This is a genomic window from Cytobacillus oceanisediminis (genome assembly GCF_004366035.1).
Lineage (GTDB): Bacteria > Bacillota > Bacilli > Bacillales > Cytobacillaceae > Cytobacillus > Cytobacillus oceanisediminis_C.
The window spans coordinates 186,952-204,416 of sequence record NZ_SOEE01000003.1 but is presented as its reverse complement, the minus strand read 5'-3'; the positions used below and the strand labels follow the sequence as shown (position 1 = coordinate 204,416).

The following is a 17,465-nucleotide window of genomic DNA, read 5'->3' as shown; positions in this document are numbered from 1 at the left end:
ATACCATTACATATTAGAAGGAGATCTTATGGATTGTTCATTACTTTCAAAGTATCTTCCAGCCATTGAAAAGCTGCCAAAAGTCGGAACGCTGACAAAGGATCAATTAATGACTGAAGAGTTCTTAATAAGTCAGGATGGGGATTTGGACATATATTATGCCCCGCACAACGAATATATCAATAATGACGCGAAAATTGTAATCGTCGGGATTACTCCTGGATGGGCCCAAATGAGGATTGCCTTTGAATCATTCTTGAAAGGACTGGCTGCTGAAAATGAGCTTAATGCAATCCTGAAGGAGACCAAAAAGGCAGCCAGTTTTTCAGGAGGGATGAGGAGAAATTTAATAAGCATGCTAGACCAATGCGGTTTACAAGAAGCATTGCACCTAGATGGCACTGATACACTTTTCGGGCGAAATAGACCGCTCCTTCACACCACTTCTGTTTTAAAATATCCGGTTTTCTTCCGTGGCAATAATTATACCGGACACCAGCCTGATCTATTAATAACAGCGATGCTTGCCGAGTACGCAACAGAAGTATTCCCAGAAGAGCTGGCTCAAATAAATAGCCCTGCACTCATAATTCCGCTGGGAATAACCGCCGAAAGGATCATCCGTCATCTATACACAGCTAAACAACTTACAGGACATACCATATTATCTGGCTTTCCTCACCTTTCTGGCGCAAATGGACACCGCGCTAAGCAGTTTAAACAGAACAAATATGCTATGACAGATTTAATTAGAAGCTGGGGAGAACAGCTATAATCAAAGAGTATATTTCCTACGCTAAACCATAAAAAAACTGCTTTAACCTATTTTAGAGGTTAAGCAGTCCCTTCCTTAAGGCTGTTTCTCAAGTGCCAATTTAATGCCAAATCCCATTAAAACCACACCAGAAATTCCTTGAATCGCATTATTAACAGAAGGTTTCTTCAGCCAGGCCCTGAAAAAGTCAATCAAATATACATAGAAAAAGAACCAAATAATTGTTATAAGACTGTATATTAAGCCCATCGCAAGAAATTGCGCAAAGTGATTCCCTTCCGCACTTAAAAATTGAGGGAAAAATGTTAAAAAGAACACAGCTACTTTTGGATTGGACACACACGTGAAAAACCCTTGAAGAAAATGCGATTTGTTCTTTTTATACTTACTCTCCATGTCAGCTGATTCTTGTTTACCCGATAGAGACTTTAACGAAACGATGCCCAAATAAATAAGATATATCGCACCAGCATACTTAATAAAAGAAAATATGTAAGCAGACTTTACAATTAATGCCGATAAGCCAAATACAACAGCCATTGTATGGACCATCAGCCCAGCGACAGATCCGAACATCGTTTTAATGCCGCTTTTTTTCCCGCTTGAAATCGTGTTTTGAATTAAAATCCCAGTATCAGGTCCCGGTAAAATAACAAGCAGAAACGACATAAACAGAAATAACAGTAAATTCTCCATATCCCACCTACCTTATAAGATTTTTAAGAATATTATATCAGCTTTCATGAAATTTCCAATAAAAAAAGAGCAGTTTCCATAAAGGAAAATCTGCTCTAAACATCTTATGCTCTTACTTGTTCTACTCTTTCTTCCACTTCTGCCTCGGAAAGACCGTGTTCAGCTACATAACGGTTCTGAGGATGCTTTCGGCATTCATCAGAACAGCTGCGCATATATTTATGCTCACTTTCTTCAGAGCATAGGATCTTTTTATTGCATGCAGGATTTGCACAGTTGACATAGCGTTCACAAGGCTCACCTGTGAAGTAGTCCTTGCCTACGATTATATGCTCCTTTTGGTTAACCGGAACGCCAATGCGATCGTCGAACACATAAAGCTGGCCGTCCCAGAGTTCTCCCTGTACTTCAGGATCTTTTCCATAAGTGACAATTCCTCCGTGAAGCTGGGCTACATCTTCAAATCCTTCTTTTACAAGCCATCCGGAGAACTTTTCACAGCGGATGCCGCCTGTACAATACGTAATGATCTTTTTATCACCAAGCAATTCTTTATTTTCACGCACCCATTCCGGCAGATCGCGGAAATTTTTGATATCCGGTCTGATCGCACCTCTAAAGTGGCCAAGATCATATTCATAATCATTTCGTGCATCTAAAACAATTGTGTCTTCATCCTGAAGTCTTTCGAAGAACTCTTTTGGCTCCAGGTATTTGCCTGTAACCTCGTTGGGGTTCACATCGTCTTCAAGGCGAAGTGTTACAAGCTCGGGACGTGCACGAACCTTCATCTTAGGAAAGGCATGTCCATCTGCTTCATCTATTTTGAAAACCATCTCCGCAAACCGCGGATCCTGCTTCATTGCTTCCATATACCGGTCTGTCTGTTCCACTGGTCCGGAAACAGTCCCGTTTATGCCTTCATTCGCAACAAGAATGCGTCCCTTAAGGCCCAGCTCATTGCAAAAAGCTTTATGCTCCTTTGCGAACTCCTCAGGGTCCTCAATCGGAACATACATGTAGTAAAGTAAAACTCTGTATGGTTTGTGACTCATTTGTATTTCCACCTATCACTTAATATTTGCAAGATATATCTGTTAATAGGTTAAAACAATATATACTTACCTAGATAAGTATAACAGATGCTGTCAAGTTTCAAAATTTTAGAGGTGCGAAATAGTAAGGAAGCTTAATTCAATTCCCATGTGAACCACTTTCCATGCCCCTCTGTTTTGCCGGCCAATTTCTTATATTCTTTGGAATCCAGATAATAATCAAGATGCAGATTCCGGTCCTGGATATTATTATAAATATGAAAGATATCCCTGCTTTGTCCGCTTGCTTTTATTTTATTAAGCAGATTCTCTTTTACCTCTCTAGGCATCTGATTTGCTACATGTGTGTGGAAAACACAGATTAAATGTTCATCAGGTATGCCTTTAATCAGCCTGGGCAAAAGCTCAACACCATCTCCTTCAATCAGGCTGATTGGATTTTCTTTCACAACTTGGGCAGCTTTTTCGAATAAAGTACTTCTCTCCTGATGTTCAGGCCAGATAAGTGATTTCAGCCATAGAAAATCTTCCTCATTATTCAGGTCATTTATATGCAGATCAACTCCAGTTCTTGAAGCTACCGGCGGCATTTTTGGCTGTAAAATCGGGACATGCCCTCCTTTAATTTCAGAGGATAATTGAACATTCGAGGCTGGATTTCCAAAAGTTTCTTCTGTATCATAAGTGTAGCAGTATTTATCCCAAAGAAGCTGCAGGCCCGCGCTTGTTCCTATTTCAATCAAAGCCAGGGGCTTTTCGGTTTGCTGAAAGATCCAGGCAAACACAGGGTATAAGTAAGCACAGCGCCTAACTTCATTCGTCTGGACTAATTTTGCTTTTACTATTTCTTTAATTTCCTGTGAATTTAGCCTGCAGAAATCTTTAAAGCTTTGGAAAGATTCCAGAGGGTTTTTGGGATTCTCCACTAAACTTGGATAATATTCCTTAAGTTCATGCTCTTTCCCGCTTAAAAGCAGATAATGAATGGCTCCAAGAAATAAATTCGGCACTGGCTGGCCGTCTTTCGCTTCAGATGCCAAAACCAGCAATTCTTCATCCTCTGCAATCTTATAAGACAAGAACTCATAAAGCCCACTGGATCCGTGACATTCATATTGTCCAAATGTTTTGAATCTGGATGCTAGATTAGGTTTTACCATTCTCCTTCCCCTCCGTTAATAGATGTAAGTATCTGCATTCCAATGCTTTGAACCTGTTTTTCTCTTCCCGATCCACCCAGCTTCTTGAAGTTCCCTCGCAATTAAATGATTGAAAAAACCGTGACCTACGAGAACAGCAAAGGTATGTTCTTTTGCAATAGCGGTTAATGTTGATGATGCATGCTTTGCCCGTAATTTTGCATCCCTGTATGATTCACAGCCCTGTGAATAGCCGCATAACCATAGTAGCCTTAATACCACAGCCCAGGTATTTGGCCTTAATCTCATACCCGGAAATTTACCGGCAGGTATGGGCAATTCAGTTTCCCTGAATAATGGATCTGTCTGTATCTTTGCAGAAGGATTTATGCTTTTGGCCGACTCGATTGACCTTCTTAAATCACTTGTAAGTATAAAAGAGGCTGAAATCCCTTTTTCTATTGCGTCAGAAGAACATGTCTCACCCTCAACAATTCCTAAGTGGTTATACATTTCCACCCATTTTTTAAATTCATGGCTACTCATGCGGTGATTATCCATTTGCGATGACCTGCCATGTCTAATAAGTGTTATTTCCATTTAAAAACCCCAAAATTTATATATTTTCTTCCTTTATGGATAATTTAATTAACATGGAGGTGAATACCATGCGGGAACAAGAATATCCAAACGTAAAGCTTGGCGGCAAAAAGGTACACGAAAAAGGAAATGGCGGAGACCAGGTCCGTGGACATGAACAGGAAAACAGAAGTGGCACATTTAATACAAACTCTAAATCAGATAGATAAAGGAATGGCGGGACACCCTCATAGTGGATGGAGGGTGTCTTTGCAGTTACTGTAGTTTTATGAATTTGATGCCCAATCCTTTTTTCTGAGGATGTAATGGGAATATTGCTCTCCGTCGATTTCCATTTCTCCAGCATGCTGAAATCCGCACTTTTGCAGAACGCGAATGGAACGGGAATTGCTTGTTAATGCAACGGCATTCAGTGTTTCAAGAGCTGTTTTTTCAAAAAGAAATCCCATTAGCCCATTTGCAGCAAGCGTGGAATATCCTTTATTTCGGTAGTGTTTTGAGATAGCATAGCCAATTTCCCTGTTCGGTTTCGGCAATTCATCTTTTATTCCTGTATTGCAAAAACCAATAAACTTTCCAGTTTCCTTTAGTATGATTCCTAAATTCAAAAATCCAGCATCCTTCAGGTCAGGCATCGAGGACCTAAACTTTTTATTCGCAGGAATTTCATAATTCTCCATCCAGTTAATACGCTGTTCAAGTGTAGCCTGCGCACCAGGAATGAACTCATAAACCTCGGGCTGTAAAGTAATTTCATAAAGCTCTGGCACATCTTCCATCCTGTATTCCCTAAGGATGATCTCACCGCAATCGATCATTATTTTTTTATTCATTTTTTCATCTCCATCGGGTAAACATCCAGTGTGTGTTCTTCGATCAAATCTATGTTTCTTTTATGTTTAACATATTCCAGGATGTGAGCTTTCATATTAGGATACAGCACTATATTGGCCAGCTCCGAAAGCGGCACCCACCTAACACCTGTCTGGTTTGGATCCGGGGCTGAAGGCATCTTAGGCAATGTGCCTTCCTTCAACTGGCATTCAAACATTAAGCCCAGTGAATGTATCTGCCCGTACCTACATTCATTTAAGTGAGGGGCATATTCATAAACGAATGCCAATGGGCCGACCATCACATCCACAGAGGCCTCTTCTTTCGCTTCCCTTTTCACTGCATCAATAACAGATTCCTTAGGTTCAACCCCTCCTGCAGGCAAATTGTAATGAAGGCCTCTTTCATCCTGAAACTCAATAAGCAGAATCGAATTATTTTCTATAATAACTGCCCCTGCTCTGACTCTAATATGATAGGTCATTCGGTCTCATCCGCCTTTTCTTCTATAGCTTTCTGCATTTAATAATAAAAGCAGCGGGTATAGCTCTTGTTTTTTCAAAAGAATACCATCGGTTGGCATGCCGCTGAACATCTTCCTCTGTAAGGCTGACATCTTCAATTACCCTTTCTATCGCAAACCCGTTTTCTATTAATAGATTGATATATGTACTTAGTTTATATTGCTGCATAATGGCAGGCTGGTTCCAGGCTATATGCTGATAGGAGCCTTCCTCATGATAGGATTTATCCATAATTAATGCTCCATTTTCGGCCTTGATCCGGTTATACATCGGATGTTCCCAACTGAATATAAACATCCCTCCTGTTTTAAGGTAGTGATGAACGTTTTTAAGCGTCTTATCTAAATTCGTGGTCCAGCCGATCGCATAAATGGAAAAAACGACATCGAAATAATCAGCAGGGATTCCCGGATTTTGTTCCATCGGGGATTCAAACAGCTTTACTCGTGAAGATGAATTTATCAGCAGTTCCTTTGCGGATTCGATTTGCCTGGAAGACAAGTCCAATCCCCATAATTCACCTGCTCTGCGCTGGTCCAAATATTTTAGGGAATGCCCGCTTCCGCATCCAATCTCCAGCATCTTTAAGCTGTGCACATCTCCGAACAATTGAAGATCATCTTCAGTTGGCGCCAGCGGTCCGTATTCAGGCAAAGGGTTGCGCCCATAAAATCTTTTAGCCGCTTCATCCCAGCTTTTCTTATTTAATTCCAATGTTTCATTAAACATAAATATCTCCTTTATACCGAAAAATAGTAAACTTCTTCCTCTCCCCAAATCTCTCCGGTCGGGGAAAATCCGAAGTTTTTATATAGATTCCTTGCGTGAAGATTATCTTTATGAACAGTTAAACGGATTTCCTCGCACTGCGGAAATTTAGTTTTTATCCAGCAGATCATCTCGGCTAATGCTGCCCGGCCATATCCTCTTCCCTGATAATTCTGGTCAATAAAAAAACCGTTAATCCAATACATGTTAGCCGTATCCGGTTCATAGGCATGCATGATAAACCCGACCATTTTTTCATTTTCATATATTAGAAATGGGATATACTCTACATCATCTCCATCTGGTTTAATATATACCTTTGCAAGTGAAACAGCCGCTGAAGGAACGAAATCACGCTGCGATTCTTTTACCTTCATCTTAATGGCTTCTTCCCAGTTGTCTCTTGTAACGGGTTTTAACCCAATGTTCATTTCTTCAGCACCTTCTTATAATTTCCTGTTTTTATCACCTGACTTAATAATGATGCTTACATAAGCAGCTTCTCCACTCTCAACGTGGTTTTTGATTTGTGACACATCAATCTCTTTCTTAATACGAACGACCTTTGCCTCGTTAGGGAGCAGTTTAACGTTATTGTGTTCTCCACTGTTCATTAGTGAAAGCATCTGGAAATCCTCTTCAGTTAAATATCTGTCATAAAAGCCGATAGTAAAAGACACTTCTTCATTGCTGTAATTTTCAAATGACAGCTCACAAATTCCCTGCAATGTTTCTTCACTAATCATTTCAAATTTACACAAACTTTCATCTTTAACATAGGAAACAGCATAAATTCCTTCTGCCAGCGTTTTTTGGTAGGATTCTGCCAGAAAAGGAGGTAGAAGGGAAACAATAACGATAACGGCAAAGAAAGATCGCAAATGATATCTTTCAAGTGAACGATGAAGAAAGACCATGCCCAACACAAGTAAAAAGAGAATGAAAACCCCTGCATAATGAAATCCATCTGCTGATTTTATAGGAATGTTTAATATCATTAAGGCTGCTTCACCTAGCGGATATTGATGCGGAAAAGGAAAGTTTAAAGCTATGGAAATAACGATTAAGGCAACCGATGCCACAAAGAGCTTTTTATTTTTTATCAAGGCAGATTCCCCTTTACTCCTTTTTTGCGGATCCAAACGATACCCCAAAAGCAACTCCCATAGCAAGACCCAATGCCCAATTTTCAAACAGCATTCCAAAAACTAATCCCAGCGACAGACCGTATGCCAGTCCGCTTCCTGAAAGGCCCCAATTTTTTTTGTTCATAACGTTTAACCGCCTTTAAATGTTTTACCTTATATACGAACAAAAAGACCTTTAGTTTCATATTTTTGGAAAAACCAGACGGTCAGCTTATCACCTCTAGGTTGCCAGCTGTCTTTTTATCACCCGGATTTGTCCGCGATGGCTAATTTCATCCTCCATGACGTGATACCAGAACCAATAATTATTAAAGGTCACTCCGTTGCTCCACTTTCCTTCTTCATATAACCAGCAATCTTTTTTGGATGATAAATGTTTTAACGTTTTTCCTCTTATTGCAGACAGTTTCTTCAAATAATATTCAAGAGGATGATCATTAATTTCCCTCCTTGCCTTCTCGCCCAGTTCATACGCGGCGGCCCATCTTAAATGCTCTTCATCGTTAAGATCTCTATTTTCAAAAGTAATGACTTGGTGAACATATTCAATAAATCCTATATGCTTCAAAAGTGAGCCAATTGAATTGCTGCCTGGATCAGGACGAAAATCCAATTCAGCCTGTGTTAAGCCTGATATATCTTCCAGCGTTACTTCTCGGGCATGTTCAAGCATTGATACAAGTTCTCCTATTTTTTCATTGTAGCCCTTCACACGCTTAATACGGCAATCGACAATACTTGCATTCTCCAATTCTGTAATGTTCAGGAAAAAGACTGCCGGGATGGCAGTCTTTTAATATTATACAATCGTATCCATTAGCTCTAAATCTAAATCCTCAATACTCTCCCAGCTATGATGGATTTCTATGTGCCATTTATTTTTCAGCCTCTTGTATCCCTTTTCTTCAATCCAGCTGTGCAATTCCCTATAGGAATTTCCAATCTCATAATTAGGTCCTTTGTGCCGGATAGAAGCATATTTTTGCGGTGGAACTTCTAATGAGGACATACCATCAGGAACACTAATAAATTCCTTCACTTCAATGCAAATCCAATATCCGTCTTCTTCAGGAGAGTTTCCCTCCACTTTGAAGGCACCAACAAGCCGTTCAGGATTTACAGCTCCCTTAATTTCTGTAAGGCGTCCAGATAATAGATTTATAGCCTTCGGAATTTCGGCCGGATACTGATCCGGCGGGCATAAGACGCGGATCCCTATCAGTTTTAATTCTCCGAGTTCTGTCTCAGCCGCTCGGAAAGTCAAATCAGACATCTCTTCTCTCCTTATTAAGCAACAGGCAATGCAAGTTCTCTAAACTTATCAGCTGCTTTTTGGATATCTGCTTCAAAGCCCAATTCGTTCATTGTTTCACCGATCAGCACAATGGCTTTTTCAAGCATATTTTCAGTCGTATTTCCCATATGGCCTGCTCCGGCAACAATGACACCTTTTTTTGCAAGAGATGCACGGAATTCAGCATCATCCATTCCTTCAGGGTAAAGGATACAGCTGAGAGTCGCTGCGGCGGCCTTTTCCTCGGCAATTGCCTTCATTCCATATTCAGCAAGTGCAGCCCTGACAGCTTTACCATATGCTTCATGGCGCTTGCAGCGATTGTCCATTCCTTCAGCTAAGACCAGTTTCATGCCCTCATCATAGGCATAGATCAAATTAACAGGCGGTGTAGCAAAGTATTTTTGGGGGTCATGCATAATTGGAATCCAATTATAGATATCGCAATAGTAGGCAGGAACCTGTTCCATTTGTTCCCTGGCAGCCAGTGCTGTCCCATTGAATGCCACAACAGCGAGTCCTGGCGGGACACCAATCGCCTTCTGTGAGCCTGTCAAAACAACATCAATTTTTCCTTCGCCATACGACTTGCTCATATCCTCCTCCATTGCCGCTGTCGCACAGACCCCATCCAAAATAACAAGAGCCCCTTGCTTCTTAATGATAGGCACTAATGTATCCAAATCTGCCGCAACACCAGTAGAAGTATCAGCATGGGTAATTGTCACAGCTTTATAGGAATGGGACGCAAGCTTTTCCTCAACAGCTGCGGGATCCACCTGCTTTCCCCATTCGGACTGAATGATATCTGCCTGGATTCCGAACGCCTTTGCTAAGTGCTGAAAACGATCACCAAAGAAGCCCTGACTTATAATCAAAAGCCTCTCTCCAGCTGCAACCGTGTTGACCAGAGCCATTTCCATTGCTATCGTCCCGGAGCCAGAGATTACAAACACTTCCCCATCTGTCTTCAGCATCTCCCTTGTCTTCTCAATCGCACTTTTATAAATAGCGGCAAACCTGGGATCCGTATGCCCCCGCGTCTCTTGTGCCATTGCATCATAAATCGAATCCACAACAGGCGTCGGCCCTGGAATCAAAAGCATTTCCTCGTTTGGCATGAATATTCCTCCTTGATAGGTTTATAGATATCTAAATGTTTCGACAGTTATTATCAAATACCTCTTTTAATTACTTTTGGATTGGTGTTTCCTTCGGAAAAATTAGTGTATATCTTCTATTTTTTTGAGCGCCGGTATGCGGGAGATTGAGGGATTGGAGGAGTCGGGCTGCGGTATAGGAAGAAGGAATATGCAGAAAGTTTCTCAGCTCCTTGTTCGTGATGGCAGTCCCCAGCAGAAGACTGTAGTCATGCAATGCTTTCATATGTGCTTCTTTGCTGGTTATCTGGCATTTAGGACATCTCCAGGTGCGACTGACTCTTTGTAGAGGCAGATAGCTGCAGGCAGGGCAGAATACACCCGTAAGAATTTCAGATTGATTGATCTGGAATCTTAATAGTATTGAGCTTTCCTGCTCTCTATTTTGCTTTTTTAATAAGCGAATGGACTTTTTAAGGAGTTTATTACTGATTTCTCCATTAATGGACTTTTCTATTTGCTCCATTTTTATAGGGAGCGTATTTCGGTGTATAACTTTACGGCTGAGGTCAATATAAGGAGGAATGACTTTAATTCCTGTATGCGGATTACATATGACTACAAACGAATAGACCGGTAAATTTTCAATACTGACATTGGCATTAATCCAACTTCTAAGTTGAGATGCCTGTCTATTCACCTGAATTAAAGGGCAGGGGAAAACTTGCTCTTTTCCATTCTTTATACGAATTAATTGATTATATACTGTATCAAAATGAAGGATACCTGTTATATTTTTCACTTCAAGTATTAGAGCAAACTTTTTTGTAAATATAAGAGTATCGATTTGGAAAAAGCGATCGTTATCTGGCAGGCGGAGATCATGAAGGATAAAATATTCCTTACTATCTAGAAAATCAAGAGGAAAATCCAATGAAGCTTCCCCTTTATAGCCTGCAAATCTTTTATTCAGTTCTTCGCTAATGATAGGGATTTTGGGGTGATGAGCTGGAAGCCTTCGGAGGAGAGCTTCTGTTTTAAGAATTAAAAGAGGGATTTTTCGTTCTTTGAGGATCATTTTTTCACTCCATTCTTGCTTGATACTAAAAAATTCTGCAATACTCCTTCAAATCCTCTAAGAAAAACTCCGAAGAGAATGTTTAAGTGCGGATAGCCAAAATTATGTGCGGATAGACTTTTTTGTGTGCTTATAGGCAGAAAATATGTGTGGATAGAAATATTTACGTGCGTTCGGCTCCCGAACACAAAGAAAAAAAAGACAGGGCTCCCGCCCCATCTTTCTTCAGCTCAATCATGAAAATTAGTCCCGTCCGTTGTCGCTTCAATAATCCCCGCCCGGACCACGAAATCGCCAAAATGCTCGCCGTCCTGACGTTCACGGGCGTAGCGCGGCAGAATGGCGCGCAGCTCGTTCAGGATTTCTTCTTCGCCAATGTTTTCGCGGTACATTTTGCTGAGGCGGCTTCCGTCAAATGCTGCCCCGAGATACATATTGTACTTGCCGACTGCCTTGCCGATAAAGCCAATCTCGCCGAGTGCGTGGCGGGCGCAGCCGTTTGGGCAGCCGGTCATGCGGATAGTGATTTCTTCGTTCCGCAAGCCTGCTTCGTCAACGATCTCCTCAATTTTATCGACCAAGACAGGAAGATAGCGTTCTGCCTCGGCCATCGCCAGACCGCACGTCGGAAGGGCCACACAGGCCATTGACCCGCGGCGCAATGCACTATAGCGGCTTCCATCTGTTAAGCCATACTCATTAATCAGCGCCTCGATCTTTGCTTTATCTTTGGTTGATACACTTCCGATAATGAGGTTCTGATTGGCAGTCAGCCTAAAATCTCCTTTATGAACTTTGGCAATTTCACGCAATGCTGTTTTCAATTTATATCCCTCGAAGTCTGCCACACGGCCGCCTTCTATGAACATCGTAAAATGCCATTTTCCGCGGACACCCTTTACCCATCCGTATCGGTCTCCGTTAGTATCAAATTTGAATCCGCGAGCTTCATCAAGTTTCCAGCCCAGACGGTTCTCCAGCTCTACCATAACTGTTTCCAGACCAAGGCGGTCAACCGTATATTTAAAACGGGCATTTTTTCGGACTGAGCGGTTGCCGTAATCGCGCTGAATCGTTATTACCTTCTCAGCCACTTCGTAAATTTTATCAGGTGTCACAAAGCCGATCACTTTCGAAAGCTGCGGATAGGTCGCCTTATCTCCATGGGAGAAGCCCATTCCTCCGCCGATTGCCACGTTAAAGCCTGCCAGCTTTCCGTTTTCCACGATGGCAATGAAGCCGAGATCCTGGGAAAAGACATCAATGTCATTGGAAGGCGGTACAGCAATCCCGATTTTAAATTTACGGGGCAAATAAAGCGGGCCATACATCGGCTCAACCTCTTCATCCACTTCAGGAGAGCCCGCTACTTTTTCTTCATCCAGCCAAATTTCATGATAAGCACGTGTGCGAGGCAGGAGGTCGTTACTGAGCATCTTCGCCAGCTCATACACTTCCGAATGAATTTCCGATTGATCGGGATTAGAGATGCACATTACATTACGGTTCACATCGCCGCATGCCGCTATCGTATCAAGCATCGTCGAATGGATTGCCTGAATTGTCTTTTTCATATTCCATTTTAGAATTCCATGCATCTGGAAGGTCTGGCGTGTTGTCAGTTTTAAAGTTCCGTTCCCATATTTCTCAGCTAAATCATCCACGACAAGCCATTGTTCAGGTGTTGCAACCCCTCCAGGAAGGCGCAGCCGGAGCATAAACTGGTAGGCAGGCTCAAGCTTCTGTTTCTGGCGTTCATTCCGCAGATCCCGGTCATCCTGCAGATAGCTCCCATGGTGCTTCATTAATCTATTATCATCATCGGGAATTCCGGCACTGATCCTGTCCTGCATAACTTCCTCCAGCGTTCCGCGCAAATAGTTGCTTCGATCCTTAATTCCCTCAACATCACTCGGAGGGCCATCCGGTGCTTTTAAGTTTGGGTTTACCATGCTGTAAAACTCCTTTCCTTCCAAATCAATATACGTCGCGCTGGTAGCGTTTATTTTTCTGCATGTCGGCAAGATATTCTAAAGCCTGGTCGCGGCTTATACCGCCTTCTTTTTCAATAATATCTATTAGTGTGTTATGGACATCATGTGCCATGTTTTTCCCATCGCCGCAGATATAGACGGCTGCTCCTTCCTGAAGCCACTGGAATAATTCCTTGCTATTTTCCTGCATTCTATGCTGAACATATACCTTTTCATCACCATCACGGGAAAAAGCGACATCCAGCTTCGACAAGACTCCATCCTTGAGCCACTTTTGCCATTCAGTCTGATAAAGAAAATCAGTCACAAAATGCTGGTCGCCAAAGAATAGCCATGATTTCCCATCTGCACCGCTTTCTTCACGATCCTGCATAAATGATCGAAACGGTGCAATTCCGGTTCCTGGACCTACCATAATGATTGGTGTGTCCGGATTCTCCGGAAGTTTAAAGTTTTCGTTGTGCTGAATAAATACTGGCAGTGTATCGCCAGGCTGGAGACGCTCCGCACATAAAATGGAGCAGACACCTTTGCGTTCACGGCCATGAGCATCATAGCGGACAGCACCGATTGTTAAATGAACTTCATCAGGATTCGCCTCGAAGCTGCTGGAAATGGAATAAAGACGCGCAGGCATCTTACGCAGTATAGAGACAAACTCCTGTGCCGAACTGTTCCATGGTTTAAAGTCACGGACTAAATCAATTAAGTCTCGCCCATTCATATAGGATTTCAGTTGATTGCTGTCTGACACAAGCAGGTGCAGATCTTCATTTCCAGAAAGCTTTGCAGCCTTTTCAACAAGCGGTTTGGTCAGGACAGTAATCTCAAAATGAGCCGTAAGCGCTTCTTTTAACGTTACTGTTTCCTCCTTCACTCTGACTGCTTCCTCAGGATCCCAGCTCATCTCAGCTAAAAGCAAGTCAACCAATTCGGGATCGTTTTCAGGGTATACCCCAAGGCTGTCACCAGGCTGATAAGTCAGACCGGAACCTTCCAGAGAAATCTCGAGATGGCGGGTTTCTTTATTGGAGCCGCGTCCATTGAGATTAAGATTTTCCAGAACTTCTGCCCTGAAAGGATTGGACCGGGAATAGACTGACTCGGCAGGTGCTGAAGCTGAAACAGAAGCTGCTGCTGCAGGAGAAGGACTGCTGCTTTCCCCTTCGCTCAATCCGGCTAAAACTGCTTCCGCCCACTCTGCTGCAGGCTCCTCGAAATCAAGATCACAGTCCACTCTCGGCGTTATTCTGATTCCGCCAAGTTCCTCCAGACGTTTATCAAAATCTTTTCCCGTTTGGCAGAAGAATTCATATGAGCTGTCGCCAAGTGCCAAAACTGAGTATCGGAAGTCTTCCATTTTGGGCGCCCTTTTTCCGTGAACAAATTCATGGAATGTCAAAGCGTTGTCAGGCGGATCTCCCTCACCATGGGTACTTACGACAATTAACAGGTTTTTGACCTTTTTAAGATTATTGGGCTTAAAGTCACTCATTGCTGAAACCGTTACTTGAAAACCTCTATCCTCAAGCGTTTTTCCAGTTTTTTTTGCCAGGTTCTGTGCGTTCCCGGTTTGTGATCCAAATAAGATTGTCACTTCTTTTGGAATGGCCGGAGCCGCCGCAGGTGCGGGACGTTCTTCCACTGCCGGGGCAGCCTGCAGTGATGAAGACTGTATCGCGGCAAGATACCCGCTCAGCCAGAGGGATTGTGTCTCTGTAAGAGTCGGAAGAAGACGATTAAGGAGCTCTGCCTGCTCCTGATTAAACGGACTGTTCATTACCTGAAGTTGCAACATGATCCACCTCGCAAACCAGCGCAAAAGGCTGGTTTTATAGTATTTCTTTAAATTTCCTCTTTTCCTATAAAAAAAGTCGGTTTTATACGCAAAAAATATATATCTATTACTTTACCGAATGATATTCCATTAGTAAAATAAATATTAATTATCGCAGCTATTAATATTACTAATTATAGAAAGGGTGATATTTTGTACTATGATGCATTAAAAACATTCGTCACATTGGCTGAAGTTAAAAATTTTACGAAGACGGCCGAGCTCCTTCTTATGTCACAGCCCAGTGTCAGCCTGCATATTAAAAACCTGGAAAAGGAATTTCAGACCAAGCTATTTCAACGCTCTCCAAAATACTTGAAAATTACGCCCAGCGGTGAAATATTATATGACCGGGCCAAGCAGATGATTACCATTTACGAGCAAACCAGACAGGAAATTTTAGAGCAGCAAAACACCATTAAAGGAGACCTCAAAATTGCGGCCAGTTTCACTATAGGGGAATACATCCTGCCTCCCCTGCTGCTTGATTTGCAGAATCAGTATCCTGAGCTAAACCTCCAAGTGACGATTGCCAACACGGAGGAAGTTGTTCAGTCAACACGGTCCCATCATGTGGATATTGGGTTAATAGAGGGCCAGACAAATGAAAGAGAGCTTATCGTAACTCCCTTTTTAGAGGATGAATTATATATTGTGACTTCCAACCAGCATCCATTGGTACAAAAAGAGGAAACCACCATTGCTGACCTTCAAGATCAGGCATGGATCATGAGGGAAAACGGGTCAGGGACACGCGAGTATTTTAACCATGTTGTCAGATCAAATGGTCTTAAGGTGAAATCACTTTTAACGATCAGCAGCAACCAGGGGATAAAAGAAACACTCATCAACGGGCTGGGAATAAGCATCCTGTCTGGAAGCGTCGTTGAAAGGGACGTTAAACAAAATAACCTGTCAATAATCAAAGTGAAAAATCAGGAATTCAAACGCACTCTTTCCTATGTCCTTTCCCCCATCATGCAGGAAAAAAAGAATGTCAGCATTTTTATCGAAGCACTCAGCGAAAAATGGAAGCACCCGAAGGGTAAATAGCATTTTTGAACAAGCTTTTTTTCACACTAGTCCCACTTTATTCATATACTATAGTAGCGAAGTGTATAAAATCTGCCCATTTTATTCAAAATAAGGAAAAATGGCTGAGGTGAAAAAGATGGGATTATTGAATGCCTTTAATGAATGGCGGGAAAGCAGATATCAGAATCATGTCAATCGCATGAAGGAAGAAAACAAGTGTCCTGACTGTTACGGCAGGGGTTTTTCACTCTATCCGGGGAATGAATTCGCTTACCATGCAAACCAATTTGACTGCCAGGGCTGCAATGGAACCGGACTGTATTCAGAATGGAATAGTTTATCATAATATAATGGCCATGATCCTCATGCTTCTTTTGGATCATGGCCATATTTTGGATTTTAAGCTAATGCCTTGTTTGACTCGAAATCTTTTTTCATCTGTTTTAAAAGCTCCTGGTTGGTTAACACTTCATACCCCGTAAATGCCATTGCCTTCGCTCCGAGTATCATGGCTTCTTTAGCCTGCTCAGTCATAGCAGCTTCCCGGAATTCATGTGTGTGGCAAGCATATGACTCATTGCAGATTTTAATATAAGGATGAATGGAAGGTGCCACCTGGCTGACATTCCCCATATCAAGAGAACCTGACCCATCCTTCTGTTCCAGAATTTCCGCCTCGTTCACACCAAGAGAAAGCAGTTCTTTATTGAATGCTTCTGATAAAGGGCTGTTTGTAACCATATCATCGTAAGAGAACTCATAAAATGACCACTTCATTTCGGCACCAGTCTGCAAAGCTGCCCCTTCCGCACATTTCTTGACCTTTTCAACAAGTTCATTCACATACTCACGTTTGGCTGCACGAACATAAAATTGGGCAACCGCATAGTCCGGAACCACGTTTGCGGCTTTGCCCCCTTCAGTGATAATGCCATGGATTCTGGCATCAGGTTTGATATGCTGGCGCAGAGCGTTTATGCTATTGAACGTTTGCAGGACAGCATCCAAAGCATTTATTCCCAAATGGGGGCTGGCAGCTGCATGGGCTGATTTTCCAAAAAATTCAAACTGTATGGCATCCATTGCCAATGATGACCCGCTTTTCACAAAATTGTCAAGAGGGTGAACCATGATTGCTGCATCCAAAACATCAAAAATACCAGCTTCGGCCATGGTCACCTTACCGCCCTTCGTCTCCTCTGCAGGCGTGCCAAAGACAATAACCTTCCCCCCAGTTTCATGAATCACTTTACTTAGTCCTATTCCTGCAGCAATCCCCATCGTGCCGATTAGATTATGACCGCATGCATGCCCTACTTCAGGCAATGCATCGTATTCAGACATGTATCCAATCACAGGACCTTCTTTCCCGCTGTCATAAGCTGCCGTAAATGCAGTCGGTAAACCGCAGGTGCCGATTTCTACAGAAAAACCATGCTTTTCAAGCTCCTCTGTCAATATTTTGCATGCCTTATACTCTTCGTGCCCCAGTTCGGGATTCTCGCCGATATAGGTGCTTATTCTATTAAAGTCATCCTGAAGTTCATCAATTTGTTTAATAATCAGATTCTTTCCCATGAATTATCTG

General features: G+C 42.3%; 21 protein-coding genes. 4 read left to right on the top strand and 17 right to left on the bottom strand.

Annotated features, from left to right (window positions below; translation table 11 throughout):
* Nucleotides 1-28 precede the first annotated feature (28 nt).
* On the top strand, nt 29-775 hold the full coding sequence (locus tag DFO72_RS09240; RefSeq protein WP_113881418.1) for a hypothetical protein: 747 nt from the start codon (nt 29-31) through the stop codon (nt 773-775).
* Between the two features lie 75 nt (nt 776-850).
* Here DFO72_RS09240 and DFO72_RS09235 read toward each other — a convergent pair whose 3' ends face one another.
* The 4 genes from DFO72_RS09235 to DFO72_RS09220 all read right to left on the bottom strand — a co-directional run bounded on the left by DFO72_RS09235 (nt 851) and on the right by DFO72_RS09220 (nt 4,265).
* Nucleotides 851-1,471, bottom strand: a complete 621-nt coding sequence (locus DFO72_RS09235) for a LysE family translocator (protein ID WP_113881417.1) — start codon at nt 1,469-1,471, stop codon at nt 851-853.
* Between the two features lie 104 nt (nt 1,472-1,575).
* Entirely contained in the window at nt 1,576-2,526 is a 951-nt protein-coding gene (locus DFO72_RS09230; RefSeq protein WP_113881416.1) for a rhodanese-related sulfurtransferase, read from the bottom strand.
* Nucleotides 2,527-2,660: 134 nt separating this feature from the next.
* Nucleotides 2,661-3,686: a DUF2332 domain-containing protein gene (locus DFO72_RS09225; protein ID WP_113881415.1), complete on the bottom strand. Its 1,026-nt coding sequence runs from the start codon at nt 3,684-3,686 to the stop codon at nt 2,661-2,663.
* A gap of 15 nt (nt 3,687-3,701) precedes the next feature.
* Entirely contained in the window at nt 3,702-4,265 is a 564-nt protein-coding gene (locus tag DFO72_RS09220) for a histidine phosphatase family protein (RefSeq protein ID WP_113881414.1), read from the bottom strand.
* A 68-nt stretch (nt 4,266-4,333) separates the two neighbouring features.
* Between DFO72_RS09220 and DFO72_RS29415 the strand changes: the two genes are divergently transcribed.
* Nucleotides 4,334-4,474 (top strand): hypothetical protein, encoded by a 141-nt coding sequence (locus DFO72_RS29415; RefSeq protein ID WP_166672453.1) that lies wholly within the window; start codon nt 4,334-4,336, stop codon nt 4,472-4,474.
* A 57-nt stretch (nt 4,475-4,531) separates the two neighbouring features.
* Here the strand turns inward: DFO72_RS29415 and DFO72_RS09215 are convergent, their stop codons facing one another.
* The 12 genes from DFO72_RS09215 to DFO72_RS09165 all read right to left on the bottom strand — a co-directional run bounded on the left by DFO72_RS09215 (nt 4,532) and on the right by DFO72_RS09165 (nt 14,800).
* A complete protein-coding gene (locus DFO72_RS09215) occupies nt 4,532-5,098 on the bottom strand; it encodes a GNAT family N-acetyltransferase (protein WP_113881413.1) in 567 nt (188 codons plus the stop codon).
* Nucleotides 5,095-5,583 carry an NUDIX domain-containing protein gene (locus DFO72_RS09210; protein ID WP_113881412.1) on the bottom strand — a complete coding sequence of 163 codons (489 nt, stop codon included), beginning with the start codon at nt 5,581-5,583 and terminating at the stop codon, nt 5,095-5,097. The genes DFO72_RS09215 and DFO72_RS09210 overlap by 4 nt, the downstream gene beginning before the upstream one ends.
* Before the next feature lie 22 nt (nt 5,584-5,605).
* Nucleotides 5,606-6,352 carry a class I SAM-dependent methyltransferase gene (locus DFO72_RS09205; protein WP_113881411.1) on the bottom strand — a complete coding sequence of 249 codons (747 nt, stop codon included), beginning with the start codon at nt 6,350-6,352 and terminating at the stop codon, nt 5,606-5,608.
* An 11-nt stretch (nt 6,353-6,363) separates the two neighbouring features.
* Entirely contained in the window at nt 6,364-6,822 is a 459-nt protein-coding gene (locus DFO72_RS09200; protein WP_113881410.1) for a GNAT family N-acetyltransferase, read from the bottom strand.
* A 15-nt stretch (nt 6,823-6,837) separates the two neighbouring features.
* Entirely contained in the window at nt 6,838-7,497 is a 660-nt protein-coding gene (locus tag DFO72_RS09195; RefSeq protein ID WP_113881409.1) for a hypothetical protein, read from the bottom strand.
* Nucleotides 7,498-7,510: 13 nt separating this feature from the next.
* Complete coding sequence (locus DFO72_RS29410; RefSeq protein ID WP_166672452.1) at nt 7,511-7,663, bottom strand: hypothetical protein; 153 nt, start codon at nt 7,661-7,663, stop codon at nt 7,511-7,513.
* Between the two features lie 96 nt (nt 7,664-7,759).
* Nucleotides 7,760-8,275 (bottom strand): DinB family protein, encoded by a 516-nt coding sequence (locus tag DFO72_RS09190; protein WP_113881695.1) that lies wholly within the window; start codon nt 8,273-8,275, stop codon nt 7,760-7,762.
* A 63-nt stretch (nt 8,276-8,338) separates the two neighbouring features.
* Nucleotides 8,339-8,812, bottom strand: a complete 474-nt coding sequence (locus DFO72_RS09185; protein WP_113881408.1) for a GyrI-like domain-containing protein — start codon at nt 8,810-8,812, stop codon at nt 8,339-8,341.
* Nucleotides 8,813-8,826: 14 nt separating this feature from the next.
* Nucleotides 8,827-9,954, bottom strand: a complete 1,128-nt coding sequence (locus DFO72_RS09180) for a pyridoxal-phosphate-dependent aminotransferase family protein (protein WP_113881407.1) — start codon at nt 9,952-9,954, stop codon at nt 8,827-8,829.
* A gap of 70 nt (nt 9,955-10,024) precedes the next feature.
* Nucleotides 10,025-11,011, bottom strand: a complete 987-nt coding sequence (locus tag DFO72_RS09175; RefSeq protein ID WP_243856106.1) for a nuclease-related domain-containing protein — start codon at nt 11,009-11,011, stop codon at nt 10,025-10,027.
* 230 nt (nt 11,012-11,241) lie between these two features.
* A complete protein-coding gene (gene cysI, locus DFO72_RS09170) occupies nt 11,242-12,963 on the bottom strand; it encodes an assimilatory sulfite reductase (NADPH) hemoprotein subunit (RefSeq protein ID WP_113881406.1) in 1,722 nt (573 codons plus the stop codon).
* Between the two features lie 25 nt (nt 12,964-12,988).
* Nucleotides 12,989-14,800: an assimilatory sulfite reductase (NADPH) flavoprotein subunit gene (locus DFO72_RS09165; RefSeq protein ID WP_113881405.1), complete on the bottom strand. Its 1,812-nt coding sequence runs from the start codon at nt 14,798-14,800 to the stop codon at nt 12,989-12,991.
* A gap of 195 nt (nt 14,801-14,995) precedes the next feature.
* Between DFO72_RS09165 and DFO72_RS09160 the strand changes: the two genes are divergently transcribed.
* Together DFO72_RS09160 and DFO72_RS09155 are read left to right on the top strand one after the other, a co-directional pair.
* Nucleotides 14,996-15,895 carry a LysR family transcriptional regulator gene (locus tag DFO72_RS09160; RefSeq protein WP_113881404.1) on the top strand — a complete coding sequence of 300 codons (900 nt, stop codon included), beginning with the start codon at nt 14,996-14,998 and terminating at the stop codon, nt 15,893-15,895.
* Nucleotides 15,896-16,013: 118 nt separating this feature from the next.
* Entirely contained in the window at nt 16,014-16,223 is a 210-nt protein-coding gene (locus DFO72_RS09155; RefSeq protein ID WP_113881403.1) for a methionine aminopeptidase, read from the top strand.
* A 53-nt stretch (nt 16,224-16,276) separates the two neighbouring features.
* Here DFO72_RS09155 and DFO72_RS09150 read toward each other — a convergent pair whose 3' ends face one another.
* The gene (locus DFO72_RS09150) at nt 16,277-17,455 is read right to left on the bottom strand and encodes a M20 family metallopeptidase (RefSeq protein ID WP_113881402.1); all 1,179 of its coding nucleotides are present in this window, start codon (nt 17,453-17,455) and stop codon (nt 16,277-16,279) included.
* Between the last annotated feature and the right edge of the window lie 10 nt (nt 17,456-17,465).

Bases quoted from the DNA above. Each gene is read 5' to 3' on its own strand.
- cysI (WP_113881406.1), bottom strand. From the start codon at position 12,963: ATGGTAAACCCAAACTTAAAAGCACCGGATGGCCCTCCGAGTGATGTT.
- DFO72_RS09200 (WP_113881410.1), bottom strand. From the start codon at position 6,822: ATGAACATTGGGTTAAAACCCGTTACAAGAGACAACTGGGAAGAAGCC.
- DFO72_RS09230 (WP_113881416.1), bottom strand. From the start codon at position 2,526: ATGAGTCACAAACCATACAGAGTTTTACTTTACTACATGTATGTTCCG.
- DFO72_RS09220 (WP_113881414.1), bottom strand. From the start codon at position 4,265: ATGGAAATAACACTTATTAGACATGGCAGGTCATCGCAAATGGATAAT.
- DFO72_RS09235 (WP_113881417.1), bottom strand. From the start codon at position 1,471: ATGGAGAATTTACTGTTATTTCTGTTTATGTCGTTTCTGCTTGTTATT.
- DFO72_RS09175 (WP_243856106.1), bottom strand. From the start codon at position 11,011: ATGATCCTCAAAGAACGAAAAATCCCTCTTTTAATTCTTAAAACAGAA.
- DFO72_RS09240 (WP_113881418.1), top strand. From the start codon at position 29: ATGGATTGTTCATTACTTTCAAAGTATCTTCCAGCCATTGAAAAGCTG.
- DFO72_RS09210 (WP_113881412.1), bottom strand. From the start codon at position 5,583: ATGACCTATCATATTAGAGTCAGAGCAGGGGCAGTTATTATAGAAAAT.
- DFO72_RS09180 (WP_113881407.1), bottom strand. From the start codon at position 9,954: ATGCCAAACGAGGAAATGCTTTTGATTCCAGGGCCGACGCCTGTTGTG.
- DFO72_RS09150 (WP_113881402.1), bottom strand. From the start codon at position 17,455: ATGGGAAAGAATCTGATTATTAAACAAATTGATGAACTTCAGGATGAC.
- DFO72_RS09205 (WP_113881411.1), bottom strand. From the start codon at position 6,352: ATGTTTAATGAAACATTGGAATTAAATAAGAAAAGCTGGGATGAAGCG.
- DFO72_RS29415 (WP_166672453.1), top strand. From the start codon at position 4,334: ATGCGGGAACAAGAATATCCAAACGTAAAGCTTGGCGGCAAAAAGGTA.
- DFO72_RS09155 (WP_113881403.1), top strand. From the start codon at position 16,014: ATGGGATTATTGAATGCCTTTAATGAATGGCGGGAAAGCAGATATCAG.
- DFO72_RS09215 (WP_113881413.1), bottom strand. From the start codon at position 5,098: ATGAATAAAAAAATAATGATCGATTGCGGTGAGATCATCCTTAGGGAA.
- DFO72_RS09185 (WP_113881408.1), bottom strand. From the start codon at position 8,812: ATGTCTGATTTGACTTTCCGAGCGGCTGAGACAGAACTCGGAGAATTA.
- DFO72_RS29410 (WP_166672452.1), bottom strand. From the start codon at position 7,663: ATGAACAAAAAAAATTGGGGCCTTTCAGGAAGCGGACTGGCATACGGT.
- DFO72_RS09225 (WP_113881415.1), bottom strand. From the start codon at position 3,686: ATGGTAAAACCTAATCTAGCATCCAGATTCAAAACATTTGGACAATAT.